The organism is Ruminococcoides sp., from assembly GCF_057037865.1.
Map to the genome: position 1 here is coordinate 96000 of NZ_DBLZMS010000003.1, position 24302 is coordinate 120301.

Here is a 24302-nt window from a genome sequence, read left to right on the forward strand (position 1 = left end):
CAATTAATCAACGATACCTGTCAGGTCAACGCTTTCGCCGTCCTGCCAAAGTCTTTCAAGGTCATAAAAATCACGGGCCTCATCATCAAACACATTGACAATAACATCAATGTAGTCAAGAAGAATCCATGAATTTGATCTGTAACCTTCTATATGACTTACCGAAATTCCTGCCTGATCAAGCTTGTATTCAACCTCATCGGCAAGCGCCTTGACATGGGTTGAGCTTGTACCTGTTGCAATTACCATATAATCGGCAAGAACAGAAACATCGGCAATTTTTATAATCTGAATATCAAGTCCCTTTTTTGAACTCAGGGCTTTTGCTGCAAGTATTGCTTCATCGTAAGAACTCATTTGTTTTTTCCTTTCGTTTGGGATATTTGCAGAACAATTTCATTATAGCAGGCAACTTCATCGGGATGAATCGCAAGCTGTCTTTTAGAAAGATCCTTGAATGTAAACTGATAGCCGTAAAGCATAGCCTCCTCAAGGCTCTTTTTAGATTTCTTTCTCATTGTTGCCACACCGCTGTATGTACGCTCCTCGGAAGTAAAATCAGCGGTAAAAATAACTTTTTCCAAAAGACTCATTCCCGCTCGTCCTGTTGTGTGATACCTTATTGCGTTGAGTATATCTTCATCGTCAATGCCAAGCTCATCACGGACAACAATGCTTCCGCTCATTCCGTGCCAAAGCTTTGGTGCATGAAGTTGAACATTGTCTAAAATTATACCACTGTCGATAATAATTTGCAACTGCTGTTCCTTTGGCATTTCTTTGGTTATATCATGCAAAATACCGGCAATCTCAGCCTTATTTTCATCAGCGCCATAATGTTTTGCAAGCTTTTTAGCCTCTTTCGCAACATTTACACTGTGACTAAATCTGTAATCGCCCATTCTTTCACGGATTATTTTTTTGTAATCAGAGATATTCAAAGCACTCACTTCCGATATAAATTATTTTTTATAATATAATCGTAAACACTTTTATCAAGCATACCGCTTATCAAATCAAATTCATCAAGGTTATCCCTTATGAATGTTGACGATACGCTTATTACGGGATTTGGCAGAATAACTGCATCTGCTCCCATAGGTTTCAGAACATTCTTGTAGAATTTTTCAAGTTCAGACTTATTTTCATCATCACGGGGAATTGTTATTATTGACGATTTTTCAAATATAATTTTGGGATTTTTCCACCTATCCAAAGTCAGAAACATATCCGCACCCATTATTGTATATAAGTGATCATCAGGATAAATTTCTTTTAGCTGTGTAACAGTTTCGTAGGTGTAGCTTTTTCCCTGTCTTTTAATTTCGATATCGGACACAGAAAAGTTTTTCTTTCCCTTGCACGCAAGTTCACACATATTAAGGCGATCGTTTTCGTTTGCAAGATTCTTGCTTATTTTGTGCGGCGGAACAGCCGTAGGTATCATAATAATACGATCAAGTCCAACGCTGTCCATACAATACTCGGCAAGCATTATGTGTCCTTTGTGAACAGGATTAAAAGTTCCGCCGAAAATACCTGTTTTCATAATTACTTCTTTGCCTTTGGAAGCTCGATAACAGGCTCATCATCATTTCTTCTGTAAAGTACAAATTTTGAACCGATTACCTGAACAACATCCGCAGAACATTTTTCTGCGATAGCTTCGGCAGCTTCTCTTGATGAATATGCACTGTTTTCAAGAACCTTACCTTTTATAATTTCTCTTGCCGTAAGAGCATCGTCTGCCTGTTTGATGATATTATCCGTAATTTCACCCTTACCAACAATAAGAATTGTATCAATACGATTTGCAAGTCCTCTGAGAAATGCTCTCTGTTTGCTGTTCAACATATATTAATTCCTTTCAAATCAGTTGTTTTTGAAATAGTTTTCAAGTTTAGCTTTAAGTTCTGTCAAAGCCTTTCCTCGATGACTTACGGCATCCTTTTCTTCGGCTGAAAGCTCTGCAAAACTCTTGTCGCCAAACATAAAAATCGGATCATAGCCAAATCCGTCTTTGCCTATTGGCTCATAACCAATTTTACCTTCACAAATACCTTCGGCTGTTATCTTTGAACCGTCGGGAAGAATGCAACAGATTGAAGAAGTGAAGTGAGCAGAACGCTTGTCATCATCGACATTTTTCATCTCATCAAGAAGTTTAATGTATCTTTCTTCATCTGTCAAGCCTTCACCGCCATAGCGAGCCGTGTAAACGCCGGGTCTGCCGTCAAGAGCGTCAACACACAAACCCGAATCATCGGCAACAGCCGGAAGTCCCGTTTTTAAATAAGCCGCATTAGCTTTGAGAAAAGCGTTTTCGGCAAAAGTAGTTCCGTTCTCCTCTACATCATCAAGAGTTATTCCCTCTTCTTTCGGAGTAACCGCATTGATTCCGAGAGGATTAAGTATTCTTTCAAGTTCGACAAGTTTCTTTTTATTATTGCTCGCAATTATAAACTTCATATTCATCATTCCTTAATGCTGAAAAGTGCGTCTGCAAAAGCATCCGGATTAAACGGCTGTAAATCGTCAATTTGCTCGCCTACACCGATATATTTAACAGGGATTCCAAGACCGTCCTTAATTGCAAGAACCACACCGCCTTTTGCAGTGCCGTCAAGCTTTGTAAGAACAATGCCCGTAATTCCGGTTGCCTGTCTGAACTGCTCAGCCTGATTAACCGCATTCTGACCTGTTGTCGCATCAAGAACAAGAAGCTTTTCTTTTGACGCATCCGGAAGCTCACGGTCAATTACACGGTTGATTTTTGCAAGCTCATCCATAAGGTGCTTTTTGTTATGAAGTCTGCCCGCAGTATCACAGATTATTACATCTGCATGTCTTGCCTTTGCGGCTGAAATTGCATCATAAATTACAGCAGCAGGATCACTGCCTTCTTTCTGCTTAATAATTTCGCACTTGCTTCTGTCTGCCCAGATTTCAAGCTGTTCAATTGCGGCAGCTCTGAATGTATCGGCTGCGGCAAGAATAACTTTTTTACCCTCTTTTGAAAGTGCATTTGCAAGCTTACCGATTGTAGTTGTTTTTCCTACACCGTTCACTCCGATTACAAGAATAATTGACGGAGATGTTGCAAGATCAAGTTCTTCACCGCCTCTGAGCATATCGGCAATAATTTCTTTGAGAAGCGAAGTAATTTCAGACGGATCTTTTATACCTTCCTTTTTTACTCTTTCCCTGAGTTCTTTACAAATCTTTTCGGCTGTCGGAACACCTACATCGCCCATAACGAGCAATTCTTCAAGTTCTTCAAAAAGCTCATCGTCAATTTTTGTAAAAGATTTGAGCATTGAGTCAATCTGACCTACAACCGCATCACGAGTTTTTTTCAGTCCCTCTTTAATCTTTTTGAAAAATCCCATATTATCACTGTCCTTATAATTACTTTGAATCTATACCGAGTTTTTCCGCAACTTCAGTTGAACGAAGTTCGAGTAATTTTGAAATGCCCTCATCCTGCATTGTAACACCGTAAAGCACATCGGCTTCTTCCATTGTACCACGGCGATGCGTAATGAGAATAAACTGTGTATTATCTGTCATTCTGCGAAGATATGCGGCAAAACGATAAACATTTACATCATCAAGAGCCGCCTCTATCTCGTCCATTACGCAGAACGGAGCAGGTCTTACTTTCATTATAGCAAAATAAAGTGCAATTGCAACAAGCGCTTTTTCACCGCCTGACAACGCCTCAAGATTTATAACAATCTTACCCGGCGGATGAACAAGAATATCAATTCCGCTTGTCAGAATATTTTCCGGATCCGCAAGCGAAAGTGACGCTGTACCGCCGCCGAAAAGTTCTTTGAAGGTGTAGGTAAAGTTCTTGTTAATTTGGTCAAAGCTCTCCACAAACACTTCTTTCATCTGCTTTGTGAGGTCAGTAATAAGCTTTTCAATCTCTTTCTTTGACTTTTCGACATCATTTACCTGTGCGCTCATAAATTCATATCTTTCGGAAACTTCTTTGTACTCTTCAATAGCGGATACATTTACATTTCCCAAAGACCTGATTTTTTGTTTAAGCTCGTTAAGTCGCCTCTGCGCCTGTTTTGAGTCATCAATTTCAACAGCACAATCTTCTGCCTCTCGTCTTGTCAGTTCGTATTCTTCCCAAAGCTTTGAGATAATATCATCATACTGCTTCTGAATGTTGATTTTTCTCTCTTCAAGTCTGGCGAGCTCTCTGCCCGAGGTATCACGCTCTGATGTTTTATCACGCTCAATCGCTCTGATTTCGGCACTGCGTTTTTCAAGCTGTTCTCTGTCAGCATTGATTTTTTCAATAGCTTTTGAGCGTTCATTCTGATTGGCAATCAACTTTTCAATTTCTGCATTTGTAGAATTTATAAGCTCTGTCTTTTCAAGAATAACACTTTTGATTCTTTCAATCTCTTGATTTAGTTCAACTTTTCTTTCAAGGTTTTCATTGCCTGTTGATTTTGCAAAAACAATATCCGAATTAAGAGCGTCGATATCCTTTTGCGAAGAAACAATTTCAAGTCGAAGATTCTGTAACTGCAAAGAAATTTCTTCACGCTTTTTTGTAAGCTCTGCTCTGCTGCCCGTAAGTTCATTTACCTTTTCTTCGGCAGCAAGGATTTTCTTATTGAGTTCAACAAGGAGCTGCTTTGCGGAATTTTTATCTTTTTCAAGAGTTTCAATTCTCCGACGACAATTTGTAATTTCATTCATTGAATTTTCAACAGAAGCACCTGCATTGGCAAGTTCATTGTCACAAGCTCTCTTTTCAGCCTCGAGTCTTACAAGCTCTTGTCGAAGATTTGAAAGATCTGCTCTTGAACCGAGAAGCTGAGCCTCAAGCGCCGAATATTCACGAGAAATTTCAATACTTCTGTTTTCGGCATCTTTTGATTTCTGTTCAAGGACTGCAGTCTGCTTTTTAAGTGTTTCAATCTCATTTGCTCTGCTGAGAAGTCCTGTGTTTCTGTTAAGCGAACCGCCTGTGAGTGAACCGCCGGCATTAACAACCTGACCGTCAAGAGTTACAATTTTAAATCTGTAAGAATATTTCTTAGCAATTGTTGTTGCACAGTTCAAATCCTCTGCAATCACAATTTTGCCGAGTAAGGAATAGAGGATTCCGTTGTATTTATTATCGCATGAACAAAGATTTGCGGCAACCCCTACAAATCCGTAGCAATCTTCAAGACCGTTTTCACGGAGTTCTCTCGGCTTGATTGTGTTAAGCGGAAGAAATGTTGCACGACCGCCGTCAACGGATTTAAGATATCTAATTGCCCGCTTTGCATCCTCATCGGTTTCGGTTACAATGTTCTGCATAGCCGAACCGAGAGCAGTTTCAATTGCAACTCCGTATTCTTTCGGAACTGAAATTACTCGTGAAACAGGACCGCATATTCCGTGAACCTTGCCGTGACTTTGAGCATTGACAACTGTTTTTACGCTCTTTGAAAAGCCCTCAAGATTACGCTCAAGATTTTCAAGGAATGAAATTTTTCTCATATGCTCCTTGACATCAAGCATAAGTTTGTTGCTTTCTTCACGGAGTTCGTCTTTTTTCTTTTCTTTTGAAGACAGTTTAAGCTGTAAACCGTCTATTGTATTTTTCAGCGATTCAATTTTTTCTTCTGCAACACAGATTTTATTATCATAATCTTTTGAAATATCGGCAAGTTCTTCAGACTGCGTTTTCTTTTCGTCATTAGATGAAATTAAAGATTCTATTCTTGAATTAAGTTCCGAAACCGTGCTTTCGGCAGTCATCTCGGTAACTCTTGCATCAGCCGACTTTGAAGTAAGAACAGAAAGTTCGGCAGTAATTTCCTGCAAAACATCACTGCTTTTACCCGAAGTCGTATTAATTTCGTTAAGCTGTTCCGAAAGCTCACTGTACATTTTCTTTTTTGCGATTATATCAGCGTCAAGTTCCGAAATTTCTTTTTCCTTATCGGCAATTCTTTTTATAAGTTCATCCGCATTGACATCAAACTGTGCAATATCATTTTTTATTCTGTCAATATTTTCATTGTTATGCAGAATATCATTCTCCGCAACAGACACAAGAGAACGCTTCTCTGAAATCTGCGATTCAATATCCGTGATTTCGGTTCTGATATTTTCTATTTTAGAAGAATACTCACCGTTTCTTATGTAAATTTCTTCACTTTCGGTCTGAATTTGTTCAAGTGCGGTTTCTGCATCATCATATTGAGATTTTGCAATTGAAATTTTCTCATCCTGAACCTTTAATTCATTTTGTGAACGGTCAAGAGTTAAAAGCCAGAGTGCAATTTCAAGACCTCTTTTTTCTTCGGAATATTCAAGAAATTTTTGAGCTTTTTCAGACTGCTTTTCAAGAGGACCGACTCTTTCTTCAAGTTCGGTTACAATATCACGAAGTCTTAAAAGGTTGTCCTCCGTACTTTTCAGCTTTCTCTCAGCGTCAATTTTTCTGTATCTGTAGCGAGAAATACCCGCAGCTTCTTCAAAAATCTCTCGTCTGTCCTCACCTTTTGATGAAACAATGCTGTCAATCTTACCCTGCCCGATCATTGAATAACCGTCACGACCGAGGCCTGTGTCCATAAAGAGTTCGTTGATGTCTTTAAGACGAACAGCCGCTTTATTGATAAGATATTCGCTTTCACCGCTTCTGTAGTATCTTCTTGTAACGGCTATGTCATCACCGTTAAAATCAAGGGCACGGTCTTTGTTGTCAATATTCAGAGTAACTTCGGCATAGCCCTGTCTTTTACGCTTATCTGTTCCGTTAAAGACAACATCTTCCATTTTGGCACAACGAAGGCTCTTCGGGGACTGTTCACCGAGAACCCAGCGGATAGCGTCACTGATGTTACTTTTGCCTGAACCGTTAGGACCGACAACCGAGGTAATTCCCTGTTCAAAAGATAATTTAGTTTTATCGGGAAAGGTCTTGAAACCTTGAATTTCCAAAGACTTTAATCGCATCAGCAAGCTCCTATTTTAAATATAATTCATATTTCTGCAAAGAATCGTCAAAACAAACCGAAAAATTATATCCGAGTTCGTTCAATTTGTTTACATTACTTCTCTTTTGTCCGAGAAATTTTGACAGAGATTTAGAATTGATAACAACCGTTTTAATTTCATTCAAATCGGGAAAATCTTTTGCTTTTTCGATAAACTTATCATAAAAAAGCTTATTTTCGCACAATTCCTTAAAAGCCGGGTGATAGTTGTCACCGTAGCTGTTATTTACAAGGCTGTCGGAATAATGAAGTCCGAGCCTGATAATTTTTATATTGTTCTTTTCAAAAAGTTCAATCAGCTTTGAACAAAGGCTGACGGACTTTTCAAGACTATACGGTGTGTATTCTCCGTTAAGGTAAAGTTCGGCAAGCTTTGTATCTTTCATAATGACCGTAGGATAAATTCTTACGGTATCGGGATTTATTTTCGCAAATGTTTCGGCTGTGTGTAAATCCTTTTGAATATCTGATTTATACAGTCCCGTCATCATCTGCAAGCCAAGTGAAAAGCCATAACTTTTAATAAGCTCTGAGGATTTGAAAACACTTTCAGCGCTATGTCCTCTGTCATTTGCAAGCAGTACATCGTCTGACATAGATTGCGCACCAAGTTCAATTGATGTCACACCATAGCTTTTCAAAATATCAAGAATTTCTTTATCAATATAGTCGGGACGGGTAGAAATTCTTATTCCGCAAAATTTATCTCTGAACTTTTTAGTTGCATCAAGGAGAGATAACATATAGGTTCTGTCAATAGCTGTAAAACTTCCGCCGAAAAATGCAATCTCAGCATTTTTGGTGCGTTCGCCCAAATCAGAAGCCGCTTTACCAAGTGTCTGTTCAACATCAAGGGGAGTCGGCTGATATGCCTGACCTGTTATCTTATTTTGATTGCAAAAACTGCACATATGCGGACAACCGTTGTGCGGAATAAAAATTGATACATTACTGTGTTTAATAACCCATCAGCTCCAAAGCTTCTCTGGCGGCCTGTTGTTCCGCTTCTTTCTTACTTCTTCCGCCGCCTTTGCCGATTACATTACTGTTGAGATGAACTTCAACAACAAAGTGTTTGTTGTGGTCAGGACCGCTTTCACCCACGAGAACATATTCAAGCTGTTCACCGGGATTCTTCTGGATAATCTCCTGCAAGGCGGTTTTATAATCGTTAAGTTTCTTCTTCTTTGAGTTCTTGATTGCAGGAATTACAAAATTAAGAATATGTTTCGACGCAGGATCAATACCACCGTCAATATAAATTGCTGCAATCAAAGCCTCAAAGGCATCCGAAAGAATTGACGGGCGTTCTGCACCGCCGTTGTTTCTTTCGCCTTTACTTAACACAAGGTACTTTCCGAGTTCAATCTGCTTTGCAAATTCAAAAAGAGTTTTCTCGCAGACAAGTGACGCTCTGAGCTTTGTCAATTCGCCTTCGGGAAGTTCGGGACAATGCTTGAAAATATAATCGGAAACAACAATTGAAAGTACCGCATCACCGAGAAATTCAAGTCTTTCATTATATTTTATGTGTTTAGCCTTATGTTCATTTGCATAAGAAGAATGAGTAAGTGCCTCTGTAAGCAAATCTGTATTTTTGAATGTATAGCCGATTCTCTTTTGTAAATCTTCCATTATAAAACTCCTAAAGCAACATTATTTGCAAAAATTAAAGTGATGAAGAGATCGCTTCAATAGCGTTTGCTTTTACATATTCAACAGAAAGTCTGATAGCATTCTTAACTGTAACAGCCTTGGCACTTCCGTGTGCTTTGAACACCGGCTTTGATGCACCGAGAATAGGCGCACCGCCGTATCTGTTGTAATCAAAATGCGTTTTCATATTTTTTAGGTCCTTCATAACAAGACCTGCTGCAAGTTTGCCCTTGACGCTGCCCATAAACATATTTTTAATCTGATTCATCATTACAAGAGCAACGCCCTCATATGTTTTGAGAATCAAATTACCTGTAAAGCCGTCACAAACTACGACATCACACACTCCGTTCGGAATATCCCTGCCTTCTACATTTCCGATGAAATTCAAGTTGCTGTTCTGAAGAAGTTCATGCGTATTTCTGTAAAGTTCTGTTCCCTTGTGTTCTTCTGCACCGACATTGGCAAGTCCGACACGGGGGTTTTTGATACCCATAACCTTTTCCATATATATTGAACCCATAACAGCAAACTGATACAGCATTTCGGGACGACACTCAACATTTGCACCTCCGTCCATAAGCATAAAGAATCCGCTTTCAGACGGCATAACAGGAGCAAATGCAGGGCGTTTAATCCCCTTAATTCTTTTTATTGCAAGAGTTGCACCGACACACAATGCACCGCTGTTTCCTGCACTGACAAATGCATCGCCCTTGCCCTCGTTAAGCAAGCGAAGACCTACAGCCATAGAACTGTCCTTTTTTTCTTTAAGAACGGACTCAGCAGAATCTTCCATTGTGATTTTCTGTGTGCAATGACAAATATCAATATTATTCATTGAAAGTGAATTTTCCGAAAATATATTTTTAATTTTGGTTTCATCACCGGTCAAAGTTACATTTATGTTATATTCGGCAACTGCCTCAACACAGCCTTTGATAATTTCCAATGGAGCGTTATCACCGCCGAATGCGTCAACAATTATGTTCATTCCATTCACCTTAAATATCCTTTAAATAATTATCCAAACTTTTTAATGCTCTTGTAGAATAAACTGCACCACGCTCTTTTTTATTCCTCGGTCGGTTTTCAAGCTCCGGCAAAACTCCGAAGTTTGCACCCATTGGCTGAAACTTTTTAACCGACGAATCAGAGATGTATGCCGAAAGTGCGCCAATCATTGTATCATTTGGTAATGTAATTGTGCTTTTCCCCTCAGCAACTCGACAAGCATTTATACCTGCCATAATTCCCGAAGCTGCGGATTCCATGTATCCTTCAACACCTGTAATCTGACCGGCAAAAAAAAGACTATGATTGTCCTTAACAGAAAAATCGCTGTTAAGTATTCTCGGCGAATCAAGAAAAGTATTTCTGTGCATAACACCATAACGAACAAAGTCTGCATTATGAAGTGCAGGAATAAGCGAAAACACTCTCTTTTGTTCGGGAAATTTAAGATTAGTCTGAAATCCTACAAGATTGTACATATTGCCGGCTTTGTTTTCTTTTCTGAGCTGAAGAACCGCCCAAGGTCTGTGACCTGTCTTTGGATTCACAAGACCGACAGGTTTCATAGGTCCAAAGCGAAGTGTTCCCTCGCCTCTTTGTGCCATTACCTCAACAGGCATACAGCCCTCATACACCTTCGGATTGCTGACATCGCAATCATGCAAAGGAGCTCTTTCTGCCGATATGAGTGCATTGTAGAAGGTTTCATATTCCTCCTTGTTCATCGGACAGTTGATATAATCGTCACCGTCGCCCTTATCGTATCTTGATGCACAAAAAGCGTACTCCATGTCAATACTTTCAGCGGTAACAATAGGAGCGGCGGCATCAAAAAACGAAAGTGAGGAACCGAACATTCCTCTTATATATTCGGCAAGCGGTTCAGAAGTAAGCGGTCCGCTTGCCACAACCGTGATTTCATCTTTCGGAATTTCACAAACTTCTTCTTCGTAAACCTCAATAAGCTCACAGCTCTTTATCCCTTCCGTTGCAAGAGAAGAAAAAATATCCCTGTCAACGGCAAGCGCTCCGCCTGCAGGAACTTTGCAGGCATCTGCACACTTCATAAGGAAAGAATCGAGTCTGCGCATTTCTTCTTTCAAAAGCCCTGCGGCGCTTTCAACACGCATGGCTTTAAGAGAATTTGAACAAACAAGTTCAGCGTATTTCTCAGTATGATGAGCAGGCGTTTTTTTATTCGGTTTCATTTCATAAAGATGCACTTTTATTCCGCAAGAGGCAATCTGCATTGCCGCCTCACAACCTGCAAGTCCTGCACCGATTACATTAATATGCATTTATTTATCATCCGTATCTGCTGTTTTAGTATAACCACATCCCTCTGTTGCACAGAACAATGTCGGCTTTTTGCCTTTTTTCTTGAAGAGAATTCCTCCGCACTGCGGACACTTCTCGTTTGTTGGCTCATTCCAACTTACAAAATCACACTTGGGATAGTTGGAGCAGCCGTAAAAAATTCTTTTTGTCTTGGTACGCTTGATAATGACATCGCCGCCGCACTTCGGACACTTAACACCCGTTTTTTCTACATACTTAATGATGTTTTTACATTCAGGGTATCCGGGGCAGGCAATAAATTTACCGTATCTGCCGACTTTAACAACCATCTGACGACCGCACTTGTCACAGATAATATCGGTTTCGTCTTCTTTTAAGTGAAGCTTTACGCCTTCCATATCTGCTTTTGCTTTTTTGAGAGTTTTATCAAAATCTCCGTAGAAATTGTCAAGCAAAGCATGCCACTCTTCTGTTCCTTTTTCAACCTTATCAAGGTCTTCCTCCATCTGATTTGTAAATTTTACATTTACGATCTTTGGAAAACGCTCTTTCATAAGATTGGTTGTAACCTCACCGAGTTCCGTAGGAACAAGGCTTTTGCCCTCACGCTTAACATATTCATGACTTGTAATTGTTGTAATAGTTGCGGCATAAGTTGACGGTCTGCCAATGCCGTATTCTTCAAGCGCTTTGATGAGTGACGCCTCCGTATATCTTGCAGGCGGCTGTGTAAAGTGTTGATTTTTCTTCAACTCTTTACATCTCACAATCATATCTTTTTCAAGTGGTGGGAGCTGTGTAGTCTTTTCTTCTTCAACATCCTTGCTTTCCACATAAAGTGTTGTAAAGCCTTCAAAATCGACTCTGTATCCCGACGCCTTAAATGTATAACCGTTGGCAACAATATCAGCCTGTGTTGTTTTCTGGATACAATCAGCCATTTGTGATGCAGTAAATCTGTTCCAAATGAGCTTATAAAGCTTATACTGATCCGATGTAAGGCTTGCCTTTACGCTGTCGGGAGTAAGAGAGGGCATTGACGGTCTTATAGCTTCATGACCGTCCTGTGCATTACTTCTTGATTTAAAAAATCTTGGCTTTGGCGGAAGAAACTTTTCACCGTAAGAATTTTTTATGTATTCGGTTACCTCTTCAATTGCAACATTTGAAATTCTGAGTGAGTCTGTTCTCATATAAGTGATAAGACCGGTTGCACCCATACCTTCGATATCAACGCCTTCGTAGAGTTCCTGAGCAACCTTCATTGTTCTTCTCGACTGGAAACCGAGTTTTCTCGATGCTTCCTGCTGAAGAGTTGATGTTATAAACGGAGGTGCAGGAGATTTCTTTCTTGTACCGTTCTTAACCTTTGTAATTACATACTCGGCATTCTGAAGATCAGCCTCAATTTTATCAGCCTGTTCACCGTTGGTAATCTTAATCTTACCGTTTTCATCGGAATATAAAGATGCAGAAAAAGATTTTCTGCTGCCCTTTGGGATGAACTTTGCATCAATCGACCAGTATTCCTCAGGCTTAAATTTTCTGATTTCCTCTTCCCTGTCAACAATAATCCTTACAGCAACAGACTGAACTCGTCCTGCAGAAAGACCTCTTCTGATTTTCTGAGAAATAAACGGACTGAGTTTATAACCGACAAGTCTGTCAAGAATTCTTCTTGCCTGCTGAGCATTTACAAGGTCAATATTAATTGATCTCGGATTGCTCATACCGTTTGTAACACCGGATTTTGTAATTTCATTGAATTCCACACGGTTAGTTTCATCTGTGGGTAAACCAAGAATATAGGCAAGATGCCAAGAAATTGCCTCTCCCTCACGGTCAGGGTCGGTTGCTAAATAAATATGCTCGCTTTTTTCAGCGGCTGATTTTAAATCATCAACAAGTTTTTCTTTTCCTTTTATAATTTCATACTTTGGAGCGAAGTTCTTTTTTATATCAACACTTAATCTTGATTTAGGCAAATCACGGACATGACCCATTGAGGCAACAACCTCGTAACCGCTACCAAGGTATTTTTTAATTGTTTTTGCCTTAGCAGGTGACTCAACAATTACTAAATCTGACATATGTTTTCACTGCCTTTCTGCCCTGTTATGTGTAAAAGGGCAACGGAATATCGGATAACGAATAAGAATATTCGGTAAATATCATTTTAAAATATAATTTCTTCCCTGTAGTGCCGAAACAAGATCTTTCATTTCAAGCATCGTAAGTGCGGTAAGCACCTTAAACACAGGGATTTTCAAATCAGCTGAAATTTTATCTATATGAACAGGCTCATTACCGATGTATTCATATACATCCTGAGCTGTTTTTGGCAAATTTAAGTTTTCTTTATGAACAGGTTTTTGCACAACCGTTTCTGATTTTTCTGATGCATACGGCACTGCGGTTTTAGCCGGCTGTTGATCATTTTGTTTATTAACATAAATTCTTGCAGGAGCTTGTTTTCTTATACCTTTAACAGGAAAATTGCCCGTATCAGCAAGAGAAATATTGTCAATATCAAATTCATCATCAGTGGTTGCATACAGGTTGTCAAACTCGCAGAGTATGTCCATAAAATCGGTAACGGGTATTGCAAGACCTTCTTTAATAAGAGCGTTTGAACCTTCATTCTGAGGGCTGTTATTTCCGAGCAGAGCAAAAATTGTTTTGCCTTGTTCTGCGGCAAGATTTGCGGTAATAAGCGAACCACTCTTCTTTCCCGCTTCCATAACAAGCAATCCGTCCGATAAAGCGGCTATAATTCTGTTTCGGGCAGGAAAATAGTAATTCCTCGGTGTTTCATCAGGCGGATACTCTGTAATGACAGCACCTCTTTTTGGAATTGTACTTCTAATGTCTGAATTTTCCCTGAGATATGAACAATTAAGTCCGCAACCTCTGACACAAATTGTAATTCCGTCCGTAGCAAGTGCGCCTCTGTGCGACGCACCGTCAACACCTAATGCGCCTCCGCTGACTATAATTGTTCCGTATTTTGAAAGTGCATATGCAAAGCGGTAAGAATTTTCTATTCCATACTTAGTTGCTCTGCGAGTACCGACAATACCGATTGAAAAAGTATTGTCAATATCAGGCATAACACCGTTTACATATATGAGAGCAGGAGGACATTCAATATTGTAAAGACATTTTGGAAACAATTCATCGTCAATGCATAATATCGAATAATTGCATTCAATACATCTGTCTACGATTTTCTTAGCGTCATCAAGACCGGTTGAAGCAAATCGTTCAAGGTCTTTTTGTGAAAAAATTCCGCAAAGACGCCACTCCGAAATACCACCGTAATAAAAGGCAGACACATCGGAATACATTTCGGATATTCTCTTTACCTTTGGATTATTATAGCCTATCGAAAGTGTAATCCAAATCCAGTAACAGGCATTACGCGAAATCATTTCATCATTTCCCACATTATTATTGACGCCGCAACGGCGGCATTAAGCGACTCGGCTCTTCCCTCCATAGGAATAGTAATTTTATGTTTACAGGCACTTATTGTTTCTTCTTTAAGACCGTTTCCTTCATTACCTACTGCAACAATGCAAGGTGAAACAAAGGGAGTCGTTGTAATCTTATCAGCCGACACCGATACGACCGCCGCATAAGATTCAAGTTCACTGTGTGCATTCAGATAACCTGAAATTGTATCCGAAACAACAAACGGAAGCCTGAACACTGCCCCCATACTGCCTCTTACAACTTTAGGACTGTAAATATCGCAACAATCGGCAGAAAGAACAATACCGGTAACATTCAGAGCCTCAGCCGTTCTAAGAATTGTACCTAAATTGCCGGGATCCTGCAGATTATCGAGTGCCAAAAATTTGTCACCAGTCTTTATTTTATCAAAACAAGCAGTTTTGTCAAGTGCTTTTATTACACACAGAAATCCTTGAGGCGACTCTGTATCACACATCTGATTAAATATCTTATCAGATACAATGAATGTTTTGTCGGAATATTTTTGCAGTTTTAAAAAGTCATCCGCATATTTCTCACTGGCCTTTTCACTTGCGAAAAAGGTGTCAATATGTGCCTTACTGAGCATTGCATCCATACAAATGCGAACACCTTCTGCAATGAAGAGTCCTGATTCACGCCTATATTTTGCACTTTTTCTGAGCTTTACGGCATTTTTTATATTAGAATTATCTTTACTTGAAAGTATAGTCATAAAACCATCCAATTTTCTGTAAAAAACAATTGCGTTTGGGATAACCCAAACGCAATTACAAAGTAAGTTAAATTAAGCATTCTTAGCCTGTTCAACAAGTGAAGTAAAAGCAGCAGGGTCTGAAATTGCAATTTCAGAGAGCATCTTACGGTTAAGAGCAATGCCAGCCTTCTTCAAGCCGTTCATGAAAGTTGAATAATTTGTGCCGTTAGCCTTGCAGGCAGCCGAAATACGAGTAATCCAAAGACGACGGAAATCTCTCTTTCTCTGCTTACGACCGATATATGCATAATTGCCGGACTTCATAACAGCCTGTTTAGCCATTTTAAAGTGTCTTGATTTTGCACCCCAGTAACCCTTAGCAAGCTTTAATGTCTTTTTTCTTCTTTTGCGAGTCATCATCGCACCTTTTACTCGTGCCATTATATATTACCTCCGTTTATGTTAGTTAGTAGTCCTCAATAATTATTTGTAAGGAATAAGACGCTTGATCTGAGCTGTGTTTGTCTTATCTGCAGCAACAGTCTGACGAAGACCTCTTTTACGCTTTGTTGTCTTCTTGTTCAAGATGTGACTTTTGTTAGCGTGAGCACGGATAACCTTACCATTCTTAGAAAGTTTGAATCTCTTTTTGGCACCGCTGTGAGTTTTAATTTTAGGCATATTAGTATCCTCCTTAGCTTTAATTACTTATTAGTCTTTGGTGCAAGAAACATAAGCATATTTCTGCCTTCAAGCTTTGCAGGCTTTTCGACAACAGCTGTTTCACTGCAAGCATCAGCAAATCGTTTCATTGTTTCAAGACCGATTTCAGGGTGTCCCATTTCACGGCCTCTGAAACGAATTGAAACCTTAACCTTATCGCCGTGTTTGATAAACTTCAGAGCATTATTAAGCTTTGTATTAAAATCGTGTGTATCGATATTAAGAGAAAGCCTTACTTCCTTGATATCAACAACTCTCTGATTTTTTCTTGCTTCCTTTTCCCTTTTAGCCTGTTCAAAACGGTATTTTCCGTAATCCATAATTTTGCATACAGGAGGATTGCTCTGCGGAGCAATTTTAACCAAGTCAAGGTTCTTCTGTTCTGCCAAATCAAGTGCTTCTTTAGCTGACATAATGCCAAGCTGCTGACCATCAGAGCCGATAATTCTCAACTCTTTGTCACGGATTTCTTCGTTAATCTGAATTTCTTTCTTGCTGATGGGTAAACACCTCCAAAGTCTCATAAAAACAATAAATGCGGACAGAAACACTCCGTCCGCATAACAATACTAAAAAACTTCGGTATTGACCCGTGCAGACGGCACCCCACAGGTGAAAGCATCTCTGCTTTGCTTTATTTTACCTGACTATTATATTACATGTACATTTGTTTGTCAAGCGTTAATTTCGATAAAATAAAATTTATTTTTTTAACTTGCTATTGCAATTTGCGATATTTAAAATTTCTTAAAAATTAAAACTCGAAATTCGGTCAAACTGAATTTCGAGTTTTCTGCAAACCGAGAGCAGAGAAGTCATTCTCTGCTCCGATTATTATGCTTTGTACGCCAAAATAATTATTTAACCATGCTTGCAACTTCTGCGGCAAAGTCATCCTGACGCTTTTCAATGCCCTCGCCCTTTTCAAAGCGAACGAATCTCTTGATTTCGATAGAACCGCCAAGCTCCTTAGCAGTATTCTGTGTGTACTGCTTGATGTTGATCTTATTGTCCTTAACGAACTCCTGGTCAAGAAGGCAGTTCTCCTTGTAGAACTTACCAATCTTACCCATAACAATCTTGTCAGCAATCTGCTCCGGCTTACCTTCGTTGATTACCTGCTGACGCATAACTTCTTTCTCATGCTCGATGATTTCTGCAGGAACTTCACTCTCATTGAGGTAAGGAGTGTTAAGAGCTGCAATCTGCATTGCAACATCCTTGCCGTATGCAACAAACTCCGGCTTTGCAGCGAGGTCTGTATCAAAGTTAACGAGAACGCCAATCTTACCGCCTGCGTGTACATAAGCAACACAAGCACCTTCCATACGCTCAAAACGACGAATCTGGATATTCTCGCCAATTGTGAGAACCTTTTCCTGAAGCATTTCAGCGATTGTCTGCTCTGAACCTGTTGCCTTGAGTGTGAGGAGAGCCTCAACATCAGCAGGGTTCTGCTCGATAATTGTGTTAGCACAAGCCTTAACAAAATCCATAAATGAATCGTTCTTAGCAACAAAGTCTGTTTCAGCGTTAACTTCTACAACAACACCTACTGAGAGGTCATCGTTTGTGCAAGCGTATGCAACGCCTTCTGCTGCTATTCTGCCTGCCTTCTTAGCCTGCTTAGCAAGTCCCTGTTCTCTTAAAAAGTCAACTGCTTTATCCATATCACCGTCGGCATTTGTGAGTGCCTTTTTGCAATCCATCATGCCGCAGCCTGTTTTTTCTCTTAATGTCTTTACATCCTGAGCTGTAAATGCTGCCATTTTGAAAACATCCTTTCAAATAAATTTATATAAAACGGGGTTATAATCACAAATGATTATTCAGCTGTCTCTTCCTCAACAGCTGCAGCGCCCATGCGACCCTCTCTGCCTTCGATAACAGCGTTAGCCATTGCGCCTGCAATAAGCTTTACTGCACGAATAGCGTCATCGTTACCCGGGATTACATAGTCAATCTCATCAGGATCGCAGTTTGTATCTACGATAGCAACGATCGGGATATTGAGCTTCTTTGCCTCTGAAACGGCAATTCTTTCTTTTCTTGGATCAACAATGAAAAGTGCGCCCGGCATCTCTGTCATATCCTTGATACCGCCCATGAACTTCTCAAGCTTCTCAATTTCGAGGTTGAGCTTAATAACTTCCTTCTTAGGAAGAAGATCAAATGTGCCGTCTTCCTGCATAGCACGGAGCTGCTTTAAACGAGCAATTCTTCTTCTGATTGTTGCAAAGTTTGTGAGCATACCGCCGAGCCATCTTGCGTTTACATAGTAAGCGCCTGCACGCTCTGCCTCTTCCTTAACAGAATCCTGAGCCTGCTTCTTTGTACCTACAAAGAGAACGCTCTTGCCTTCTGCTGAAAGCTCACGAACAAAATTGTAAGCTTCTTCAAGCTTCTTTACACTCTTCTGAAGGTCGATAATGTAGATACCGTTACGCTCAGTAAAAATGTACTCAGCCATCTTAGGGTTCCATCTTCTTGTCTGGTGACCAAAGTGAACACCTGCTTCAAGAAGCTGTTTCATTGAAACTACTGCCATAATAAAAATCCTCCTTAGGTTAAAACCTCCGCTGTGCCTTTGTTTTTATCAACGCAATAAGCAAATTCTATGAATCTGCCACCCTGTTGACAAGCATCAGCGTGCGAATTGCCTGTATATTATACCATAAAAGTAAAAAAAATCAAGTGTTTTCGAAAAAGTTTTTTCAAAAACACCTGATATTTTCTTAAATATTAAATTGTATTCGGAAACTCCGATCAATACCACAAATCAAAGAATCTTACATTACCGATGCTTGTGATGTAATTCTGTGATTCATGCCAGCTGCTTGAACCGACATAGAAACAAAGAACTCTGTGCTGAACTGCCGAGCCGTTCTGATCAAAGATAAAGGAAACAGCATCTTTTACATCCTGATTCGGTGCATAATCAGTCGAACCGTAATACTGATATTCCGAAATAATTCTGTCAATTGATGTTGTGTTTGAACGGTTCATTGCGTCACGGATTGACTGTGCGATAAGGGCACAGCCTGTGTAACCCATTGAACCACCTTCGCCCATTACAAGTCTTTCGAGTTTCTCTCTGTCATAGCTTGAAAGAGAAACAGGAGAAGGACTGTAGGACGGATCCGGATTGGCGATACTTACAAGGTAGCCACTCTGATTACTGTCTGTATAGCCGTAATCCGATGAATTAGATGCGGAACTGCTATTATCCGATGAACTGTCAACATAGCTTGTATAGCTCTGTGAAGTTTCTGACTCCGAAGGCTCTGACTTTAAACTTTCAGCCTTTTTGGAAGCCTGTGAACTTTCAGCTTTCTTCTTCGCAGTTTTTGCAGATTTAGTTTCCTTTTCAGTTGTTTTCTGTGTAGTCGCTGCGGATGTTGTTATCTCTTGGGTTACGGGGGCAGTAGTTTCTTCAACGCAGTTATCTGTAATAACGAGTGAAAAATCATTGATGTTACCGACTGCAAGCGAAGCAGCACGGCTATCTTCAAAAGCATCTACATCCGGTGCAAGAGTTGTTGTCGGAACAACAAGAGCAGCTGCCGCCAGAGATACCGCAATAGCATAGGATAATGCCTTAAAGCCTTTGCGTTTTGACTTCTTTTCGGGTTTGCGAGTTCTCTTTGAACTCTCCGAATTGTTGTCACATCCGTAGTGTTTATAGTTTGTCGCTCTCAAAAATTTATCCTCCCTGTGATTTTTGCACATTAAGGTAACTACTATAACTGCCATCAAAAGCAAGCGTATATACAAGATGTAGTTATCTGTTTAAAAATGTGCCAAGTCCTTTAGTCGTAAAATTTTATCAAACACACAATTGCAATTGTATTAAAGCACAAACTTTTGAAAATTGCAAGTTTGACAGGGGAAGATAAATTGTAACAATTGTAACCAAAATGTTACTTATGTGGTTTTAATTTCTTAAAAAAATAATGATTTGTGCATTATGCATAATTTAGCAAATATTTCTTAGGTTATTTTGCCTTAATGCGAAAATTTGAAAAAATTCAAAATTTAGCCCCAAAACGGGGTTTTTTCGGCTTTTTTACTGGCTTTGGAGTCTGACAGCTGATGATTACCGTATCCTCTCCTATGAGGTCAATTTTCTCCCACGGAATTATGTAGTCCTGACATTTTCCCACCAAACTAAAAAATCCCGGTCTGCCGAAAATAACAATTGACACAACAGTTGCGCATTTGGTATCCACAATAACATCGTCGATAAATCCTATTCTTGTTCCATCGCAGGCGCTTATGACTTCCTTATGTCTTAAATCGGTAAATCTGCAATTCATATAACCACTCCGAAATCTGTTTTTGATATACATATATATGAAAAGGAACGGTCATTATATTCATTGACATTTATATCATAATTTGTTAGAATTGAATCACAATATTTTCGCAAAAAAGGAGCGATAATTATGAATTATGTATTTATGACAGATGCCTCCTGCGACCTTACACAGGAGCTTGTTAACCAAATCGGCGTTGAAGTTCTTCCGATGGAATTTCATATGGAGGACAAGTCATATCTTCATTATCCGGATTGCAGAATGATGAGCCTCTCGGAATTCTACAGTAAGCTTAAAGAGGGTGTTGATTCAAAGACAACACAGATTAACTATGACAGCTTTTACAAGAGCTTTGAAAACTATCTTAAAGCCGGCAAAGATATCATTTACACAGGCATTTCAACAGGTTTGAGCGGAACATACAACACCTGTATGATGGCTGTTAAGGATTTAAAGGAAGTTTATCCGGACAGAAAGATTATTGCAATTGATTCTCTTTGCGATTCGGCAGGACTCGGACTTCTCATCTACCTTGCAGGCAAAAAATACAGCGAAGGCGCTACAATTGACGAACTAAAAGAATACATTGAAGACACCCGTATAAAAGTATGTCATTGGTTTGTTGTTGAAGACCTTGATCAACTCAAGAGAGGCGGTAGAATTTCCTCTGTTTCCGCAACATTCGGCAAAGCTTTGCAAATTAAACCTCTCATCAGTGTTGACGATGAAGGCCATCTTATCAATGTTGCAAAAATCAGAGGTAAGAGCAATGTTGTTCCGGCTCTTGTAAAACACCTTGAAAGAGATGCCGAAAATCTCAAAGACAGCGTTGTTATGGTTGCCCATGCGGATAATCCGGAAGGTGCCGAAGAACTTAAAAAGGCAATCAAGGGTAAGTGCAAGGAAGTTGTCATGACGGATATCGGTCCTGTAATCGGTACTCATGTAGGTTCGGGAATGCTGGCAGTCCTTTTCCTCGGCACAAGAAACCTTAAATCATAATCAAAATACAGCAAAATATGTAATAAGCGTGCAGTCTGAATTAAACTGCACGCTTTTCTTTTGTCAGTCCCTTGTGTAATATAAAAGGCACATTACACTTACGCCGACAAATCCGCCTATAAACAATCCGATAATTAATCCTGCAATCAATAATTTACCTCCTGACCATATTTTGACAATTATTATTTTCCGCTTGTGAGATAATAAGCAAAGGTAATAAATTTAATGGAAATGTTATTAGAACAGCATTCCGCAGGGGGAATAAAATGAAATCTGTTTACATAGATGTACTGATTACCGTAAATGTTTTCATTGACTTTATACTTATTTTATGCACCAAAAAGGCGCTTTGTATCAACACTTCGTTTAAAAAAATGTTGCTTGCGTCGCTTCTGGGAGGAGTGCAAAGTCTTATTGCACTTTTCCCTCCCCTGCCTTTCTTTTTGAATATACCTATCGATGTTTTATGTGCCGCCGGAATTGTGTTATGTGCATTCGGCAAGTGTCCGTTTAAGTGTTTTATCAAAAGAATATCTGTGTTTCTTTCTCTCTCATTTTCATTCTGCGGAATTATGATGTTTCTGTACAACGCTTTCAAACCGAAAGGTATGGAAGTATACAACGACACAGTGTATTTTAACATTTCGCCCGTCCTCCTGATTATTTTAACTCTTGTCTGTTATTATATTCTCAAATTGACGAAAATATTGACGAAGGGGGGCAACGGTTCGGGAGTTTGCAAAGTTGAAATCAAGGTTAACGAACAAAGCTATTTTTTCCCTGCAAAGATTGATACGGGTTGCAACCTTGTTGAACCGTTTTCGGGAAATTATGTCATTATTGCAGAACAAAATATTTTTGATGACTATGTTCCCGATGAAACCAAAACAAGGATTATTCCGTTTGAAAGCCTTGGCGGAAACGGAATTGTAAAAGGATTTCCTCCCGATAAGGTTAAAATTGACGGCAAGGAAATCTGCAAAAGCATTTATATAGGCATATGTAATGATGTATTGAAAGGAGATGTTAAGGCAATCATACCGTACGAACTTGTAAAAATATCAGAATAGGAGCAATGTTATGTTTTTAATGAAGGTTATTCAGAAAATCCGATTTGCACTCGTTATTGAAAATGAAATATTCTACATTAACGGCAGTGAAACTCTTCCCCCACCGCTTACACGAGAAGAAGAACAGCATATTATGGAGAATATTGCAAAAGGAGACAGTAAGGCAAGAGAACCGCTTATTGTCCACAATTTAAGACTTGTGGTATATATTGCAAAAAAGTTTGAAACTCCGAATGCAAGTGCGGAGGATTTGATTTCAATAGGCACAATCGGACTTATCAAGGCGGTGAACACCTTTTCTCCCGAAAAGAATATTAAGCTTGCAACCTACGCTTCAAGATGTATTGAAAACGAAATTCTGATGTTTTTACGAAAATCATCGCAACTGAAAAACGAGGTATCGATTGATGAACCGCTGAACACGGACTGGGACGGCAATGAACTGCTTTTATGCGATGTTCTCGGAAGCGATCCTGACACGGTAAACAGAAATATTGAATGCGAGCTTGAAAAAAGTCTTGTTTTGCAGGCAGTTTCAAAGCTTCGTGACCGAGAATGTCTTATTATGGAGTTAAGGTTCGGGCTTAACGGACGAAAGGAACACACGCAAAAGCAGGTTGCCGACAAGCTTGGAATTTCGCAGTCCTACATATCAAGGCTTGAAAAGAAAATTATTCGCCAATTAAAAATTGACCTTGACAAAGCAGTATGATTTTTGTCTGAACCCGAACCAATAACATATTTCGTATTAAAAACGAGAGCAACAGGCAATTTTGTCCTGCTGCTCTTGTTTTTATAAAACAGTATCTGAGGGATTGGTGACAGTATCAGAATCATTATTATCTCCGTCACCCATAATATCGTCAATTCCGTCTTCAATATCATCCATCATATCCGAACCCGAATTTCCTGTTTCATTTTCTTCGTTACCGATGAAACCGTCCGAATCTGAAACTTCTCCGTTTTCAGTCATACCTTTTGAAGTTTCCTGCGTATTTGATGTTTGTGAAGTCTGACTTGTTGTGTCAGTCATACTGTCGTTTTTATCATTGCCGCAACCAGTGATAAAACATACTGAAATTAAAGCTACGGCAAACAGACCTAAAAATTTTTTCAAACTAATCAATCCTTATAAAAATAAAATGGTACTGAATCAACAGCACCATTATTATTTACGGAATTTTTCGTAATATTTAATTTGGAATTTAATAATTTTAATCTTTGGCAATAACAAGATGAGGGTACGGAATTGTGATACCGTTTTTATCAAACTCTTTCTTGACATTTTCTTGCAGGAAGAAATAAACCTCGTAGTAATCATCAGGAGTTGCCCATGCAAAAACCTTAATCTGCACTCCGCTGTCAAGATGTTCACCGACTCTTACAGTAGGTTCGGGATCTTTTAAAATCATCTCATTTGTTGCCATAAGGTTGAGAATAATCTCACGCACCTTGTCAATATCATCATCATAGCTTATCGAGAAAGTACAGTCAACCCTTCTCTGCTCAACCATTGTGCAGTTTACAACATTGTTTGATGTGAGTCTTGAATTAGGAATTGTCACAAGCTTATTATCAAGTGTATGCACGGTTGTTGAGAAAATATTGATTTCCTCAACCGTTCCTTTTACTCCCTCAAAATCAAGAATATTACCCGACACAAACGGTTTGTTTATCAAAATTACAAGTCCGCTGACAACATTTTTCAGCAAATCCTGTAATGCAAGACCTGCTGTAAGGGCTGCCGCACCGAGTGCCGTAATAAGCGACGCAACATTCACACCGATTGTCCCAAGTGCAGTTACTGCAACAATGAAATAGAAAATCACCTTGAGAACGGACAATACAAAGCCTTCGGCTGTACCGTCCATTCGTGATTTATTAAGGATTTTTCGGAGAATCCCTATAATCAACCTGGTAATTATATATCCGATAACAATTACAGCCACACACACAAGAGCCTTTGAAAGATATTCAAGCAACTTTTCTTCAGTGATATTCATAT

General features: G+C 39.4%; 26 protein-coding genes. 3 read left to right on the forward strand and 23 right to left on the reverse strand.

From position 1 onward, the window contains the following. Positions 1 to 3 precede the first annotated feature (3 nt). From rsfS to AC2HW8_RS04010, 21 genes are all read right to left on the reverse strand, one after another. Entirely contained in the window at positions 4 to 357 is a 354-nt protein-coding gene (gene rsfS / locus AC2HW8_RS03910; protein WP_021883963.1) for a ribosome silencing factor, read from the reverse strand. Beyond that, on the reverse strand, positions 354 to 941 hold the full coding sequence (gene yqeK / locus AC2HW8_RS03915; protein WP_021883964.1) for a bis(5'-nucleosyl)-tetraphosphatase (symmetrical) YqeK: 588 nt from the start codon (positions 939 to 941) through the stop codon (positions 354 to 356). The genes rsfS and yqeK overlap by 4 nt, the downstream gene beginning before the upstream one ends. Positions 942 to 946: 5 nt before the next feature. After that, positions 947 to 1549: a nicotinate-nucleotide adenylyltransferase gene (gene nadD / locus AC2HW8_RS03920; RefSeq protein ID WP_484327179.1), complete on the reverse strand. Its 603-nt coding sequence runs from the start codon at positions 1547 to 1549 to the stop codon at positions 947 to 949. A gap of 2 nt (positions 1550 to 1551) precedes the next feature. After that, a complete protein-coding gene (gene yhbY, locus AC2HW8_RS03925) occupies positions 1552 to 1854 on the reverse strand; it encodes a ribosome assembly RNA-binding protein YhbY (protein WP_015523798.1) in 303 nt (100 codons plus the stop codon). A gap of 18 nt (positions 1855 to 1872) precedes the next feature. Then, complete coding sequence (gene rdgB / locus AC2HW8_RS03930; protein ID WP_046431683.1) at positions 1873 to 2469, reverse strand: RdgB/HAM1 family non-canonical purine NTP pyrophosphatase; 597 nt, start codon at positions 2467 to 2469, stop codon at positions 1873 to 1875. Positions 2470 to 2474: 5 nt separating this feature from the next. Further along, the gene (gene ftsY / locus AC2HW8_RS03935) at positions 2475 to 3389 is read right to left on the reverse strand and encodes a signal recognition particle-docking protein FtsY (RefSeq protein WP_015523796.1); all 915 of its coding nucleotides are present in this window, start codon (positions 3387 to 3389) and stop codon (positions 2475 to 2477) included. A 19-nt stretch (positions 3390 to 3408) separates the two neighbouring features. Further along, entirely contained in the window at positions 3409 to 6984 is a 3576-nt protein-coding gene (smc, locus tag AC2HW8_RS03940; protein ID WP_484327180.1) for a chromosome segregation protein SMC, read from the reverse strand. Between the two features lie 10 nt (positions 6985 to 6994). Further along, positions 6995 to 7987 (reverse strand): elongator complex protein 3, encoded by a 993-nt coding sequence (locus AC2HW8_RS03945; protein ID WP_118101603.1) that lies wholly within the window; start codon positions 7985 to 7987, stop codon positions 6995 to 6997. Further along, positions 7983 to 8660, reverse strand: a complete 678-nt coding sequence (gene rnc, locus AC2HW8_RS03950; protein WP_015523794.1) for a ribonuclease III — start codon at positions 8658 to 8660, stop codon at positions 7983 to 7985. The genes AC2HW8_RS03945 and rnc overlap by 5 nt, the downstream gene beginning before the upstream one ends. Before the next feature lie 34 nt (positions 8661 to 8694). Next, complete coding sequence (gene plsX, locus AC2HW8_RS03955) at positions 8695 to 9675, reverse strand: phosphate acyltransferase PlsX (protein ID WP_295024815.1); 981 nt, start codon at positions 9673 to 9675, stop codon at positions 8695 to 8697. Positions 9676 to 9685: 10 nt separating this feature from the next. Beyond that, positions 9686 to 10993, reverse strand: a complete 1308-nt coding sequence (gene trmFO / locus AC2HW8_RS03960; protein ID WP_295024813.1) for a methylenetetrahydrofolate--tRNA-(uracil(54)-C(5))-methyltransferase (FADH(2)-oxidizing) TrmFO — start codon at positions 10991 to 10993, stop codon at positions 9686 to 9688. Next, positions 10994 to 13084, reverse strand: coding sequence for a type I DNA topoisomerase (topA, locus tag AC2HW8_RS03965; protein ID WP_117837392.1), 2091 nt, complete (start codon positions 13082 to 13084; stop codon positions 10994 to 10996). 81 nt (positions 13085 to 13165) lie between these two features. Beyond that, positions 13166 to 14425 carry a DNA-processing protein DprA gene (gene dprA / locus AC2HW8_RS03970; protein ID WP_296665545.1) on the reverse strand — a complete coding sequence of 420 codons (1260 nt, stop codon included), beginning with the start codon at positions 14423 to 14425 and terminating at the stop codon, positions 13166 to 13168. Next, complete coding sequence (locus AC2HW8_RS03975; RefSeq protein WP_117950774.1) at positions 14422 to 15204, reverse strand: TrmH family RNA methyltransferase; 783 nt, start codon at positions 15202 to 15204, stop codon at positions 14422 to 14424. The genes dprA and AC2HW8_RS03975 overlap by 4 nt, the downstream gene beginning before the upstream one ends. 72 nt (positions 15205 to 15276) lie before the next feature. Then, positions 15277 to 15627, reverse strand: a complete 351-nt coding sequence (gene rplT, locus AC2HW8_RS03980; protein ID WP_015523788.1) for a 50S ribosomal protein L20 — start codon at positions 15625 to 15627, stop codon at positions 15277 to 15279. Between the two features lie 42 nt (positions 15628 to 15669). Next, complete coding sequence (gene rpmI / locus AC2HW8_RS03985) at positions 15670 to 15867, reverse strand: 50S ribosomal protein L35 (protein WP_015523787.1); 198 nt, start codon at positions 15865 to 15867, stop codon at positions 15670 to 15672. A gap of 23 nt (positions 15868 to 15890) precedes the next feature. Next, the gene (gene infC, locus AC2HW8_RS03990; protein WP_021883974.1) at positions 15891 to 16433 is read right to left on the reverse strand and encodes a translation initiation factor IF-3; all 543 of its coding nucleotides are present in this window, start codon (positions 16431 to 16433) and stop codon (positions 15891 to 15893) included. A gap of 333 nt (positions 16434 to 16766) precedes the next feature. Next, positions 16767 to 17678 (reverse strand): translation elongation factor Ts, encoded by a 912-nt coding sequence (gene tsf, locus AC2HW8_RS03995; protein ID WP_117950773.1) that lies wholly within the window; start codon positions 17676 to 17678, stop codon positions 16767 to 16769. A gap of 56 nt (positions 17679 to 17734) precedes the next feature. Next, on the reverse strand, positions 17735 to 18457 hold the full coding sequence (rpsB, locus tag AC2HW8_RS04000; RefSeq protein WP_015523785.1) for a 30S ribosomal protein S2: 723 nt from the start codon (positions 18455 to 18457) through the stop codon (positions 17735 to 17737). Between the two features lie 218 nt (positions 18458 to 18675). Continuing rightward, complete coding sequence (locus AC2HW8_RS04005) at positions 18676 to 19608, reverse strand: hypothetical protein (RefSeq protein ID WP_021883975.1); 933 nt, start codon at positions 19606 to 19608, stop codon at positions 18676 to 18678. A 329-nt stretch (positions 19609 to 19937) separates the two neighbouring features. Then, positions 19938 to 20225 carry a YlmC/YmxH family sporulation protein gene (locus tag AC2HW8_RS04010; protein WP_015523784.1) on the reverse strand — a complete coding sequence of 96 codons (288 nt, stop codon included), beginning with the start codon at positions 20223 to 20225 and terminating at the stop codon, positions 19938 to 19940. Positions 20226 to 20354: 129 nt separating this feature from the next. Here AC2HW8_RS04010 and AC2HW8_RS04015 point away from each other — a divergent pair, with 129 nt between their 5' ends. The 3 genes from AC2HW8_RS04015 to sigE all read left to right on the forward strand — a co-directional run bounded on the left by AC2HW8_RS04015 (position 20355) and on the right by sigE (position 23009). Further along, the gene (locus tag AC2HW8_RS04015) at positions 20355 to 21227 is read left to right on the forward strand and encodes a DegV family protein (protein ID WP_303672252.1); all 873 of its coding nucleotides are present in this window, start codon (positions 20355 to 20357) and stop codon (positions 21225 to 21227) included. 266 nt (positions 21228 to 21493) lie between these two features. Then, positions 21494 to 22297 (forward strand): sigma-E processing peptidase SpoIIGA, encoded by an 804-nt coding sequence (locus tag AC2HW8_RS04020; protein WP_015523782.1) that lies wholly within the window; start codon positions 21494 to 21496, stop codon positions 22295 to 22297. A 10-nt stretch (positions 22298 to 22307) separates the two neighbouring features. Further along, on the forward strand, positions 22308 to 23009 hold the full coding sequence (gene sigE, locus AC2HW8_RS04025) for an RNA polymerase sporulation sigma factor SigE (protein ID WP_117837397.1): 702 nt from the start codon (positions 22308 to 22310) through the stop codon (positions 23007 to 23009). Between the two features lie 81 nt (positions 23010 to 23090). Here sigE and AC2HW8_RS04030 read toward each other — a convergent pair whose 3' ends face one another. Together AC2HW8_RS04030 and AC2HW8_RS04035 are read right to left on the reverse strand one after the other, a co-directional pair. After that, entirely contained in the window at positions 23091 to 23414 is a 324-nt protein-coding gene (locus AC2HW8_RS04030) for a hypothetical protein (RefSeq protein WP_484327181.1), read from the reverse strand. 97 nt (positions 23415 to 23511) lie between these two features. Beyond that, positions 23512 to 24300: a mechanosensitive ion channel family protein gene (locus AC2HW8_RS04035; RefSeq protein WP_303807443.1), complete on the reverse strand. Its 789-nt coding sequence runs from the start codon at positions 24298 to 24300 to the stop codon at positions 23512 to 23514. Positions 24301 to 24302: the final 2 nt, after the last annotated feature.

Bases quoted from the DNA above. Each gene is read 5' to 3' on its own strand.
- sigE (WP_117837397.1), top strand. From the start codon at position 22,308: ATGTTTTTAATGAAGGTTATTCAGAAAATCCGATTTGCACTCGTTATT.
- rpsB (WP_015523785.1), bottom strand. From the start codon at position 18,457: ATGGCAGTAGTTTCAATGAAACAGCTTCTTGAAGCAGGTGTTCACTTT.
- ftsY (WP_015523796.1), bottom strand. From the start codon at position 3,389: ATGGGATTTTTCAAAAAGATTAAAGAGGGACTGAAAAAAACTCGTGAT.
- AC2HW8_RS04020 (WP_015523782.1), top strand. From the start codon at position 21,494: ATGAAATCTGTTTACATAGATGTACTGATTACCGTAAATGTTTTCATT.
- AC2HW8_RS04015 (WP_303672252.1), top strand. From the start codon at position 20,355: ATGAATTATGTATTTATGACAGATGCCTCCTGCGACCTTACACAGGAG.
- plsX (WP_295024815.1), bottom strand. From the start codon at position 9,675: ATGAACATAATTGTTGACGCATTCGGCGGTGATAACGCTCCATTGGAA.
- nadD (WP_484327179.1), bottom strand. From the start codon at position 1,549: ATGAAAACAGGTATTTTCGGCGGAACTTTTAATCCTGTTCACAAAGGA.
- yhbY (WP_015523798.1), bottom strand. From the start codon at position 1,854: ATGTTGAACAGCAAACAGAGAGCATTTCTCAGAGGACTTGCAAATCGT.
- infC (WP_021883974.1), bottom strand. From the start codon at position 16,433: ATGAGACTTTGGAGGTGTTTACCCATCAGCAAGAAAGAAATTCAGATT.
- smc (WP_484327180.1), bottom strand. From the start codon at position 6,984: ATGCGATTAAAGTCTTTGGAAATTCAAGGTTTCAAGACCTTTCCCGAT.
- rdgB (WP_046431683.1), bottom strand. From the start codon at position 2,469: ATGAAGTTTATAATTGCGAGCAATAATAAAAAGAAACTTGTCGAACTT.
- tsf (WP_117950773.1), bottom strand. From the start codon at position 17,678: ATGGCAGCATTTACAGCTCAGGATGTAAAGACATTAAGAGAAAAAACA.
- trmFO (WP_295024813.1), bottom strand. From the start codon at position 10,993: ATGCATATTAATGTAATCGGTGCAGGACTTGCAGGTTGTGAGGCGGCA.
- AC2HW8_RS03975 (WP_117950774.1), bottom strand. From the start codon at position 15,204: ATGACTATACTTTCAAGTAAAGATAATTCTAATATAAAAAATGCCGTA.
- rplT (WP_015523788.1), bottom strand. From the start codon at position 15,627: ATGGCACGAGTAAAAGGTGCGATGATGACTCGCAAAAGAAGAAAAAAG.
- AC2HW8_RS04010 (WP_015523784.1), bottom strand. From the start codon at position 20,225: ATGAATTGCAGATTTACCGATTTAAGACATAAGGAAGTCATAAGCGCC.
- topA (WP_117837392.1), bottom strand. From the start codon at position 13,084: ATGTCAGATTTAGTAATTGTTGAGTCACCTGCTAAGGCAAAAACAATT.
- AC2HW8_RS04035 (WP_303807443.1), bottom strand. From the start codon at position 24,300: ATGAATATCACTGAAGAAAAGTTGCTTGAATATCTTTCAAAGGCTCTT.
- rsfS (WP_021883963.1), bottom strand. From the start codon at position 357: ATGAGTTCTTACGATGAAGCAATACTTGCAGCAAAAGCCCTGAGTTCA.
- rpmI (WP_015523787.1), bottom strand. From the start codon at position 15,867: ATGCCTAAAATTAAAACTCACAGCGGTGCCAAAAAGAGATTCAAACTT.
- rnc (WP_015523794.1), bottom strand. From the start codon at position 8,660: ATGGAAGATTTACAAAAGAGAATCGGCTATACATTCAAAAATACAGAT.
- dprA (WP_296665545.1), bottom strand. From the start codon at position 14,425: ATGATTTCGCGTAATGCCTGTTACTGGATTTGGATTACACTTTCGATA.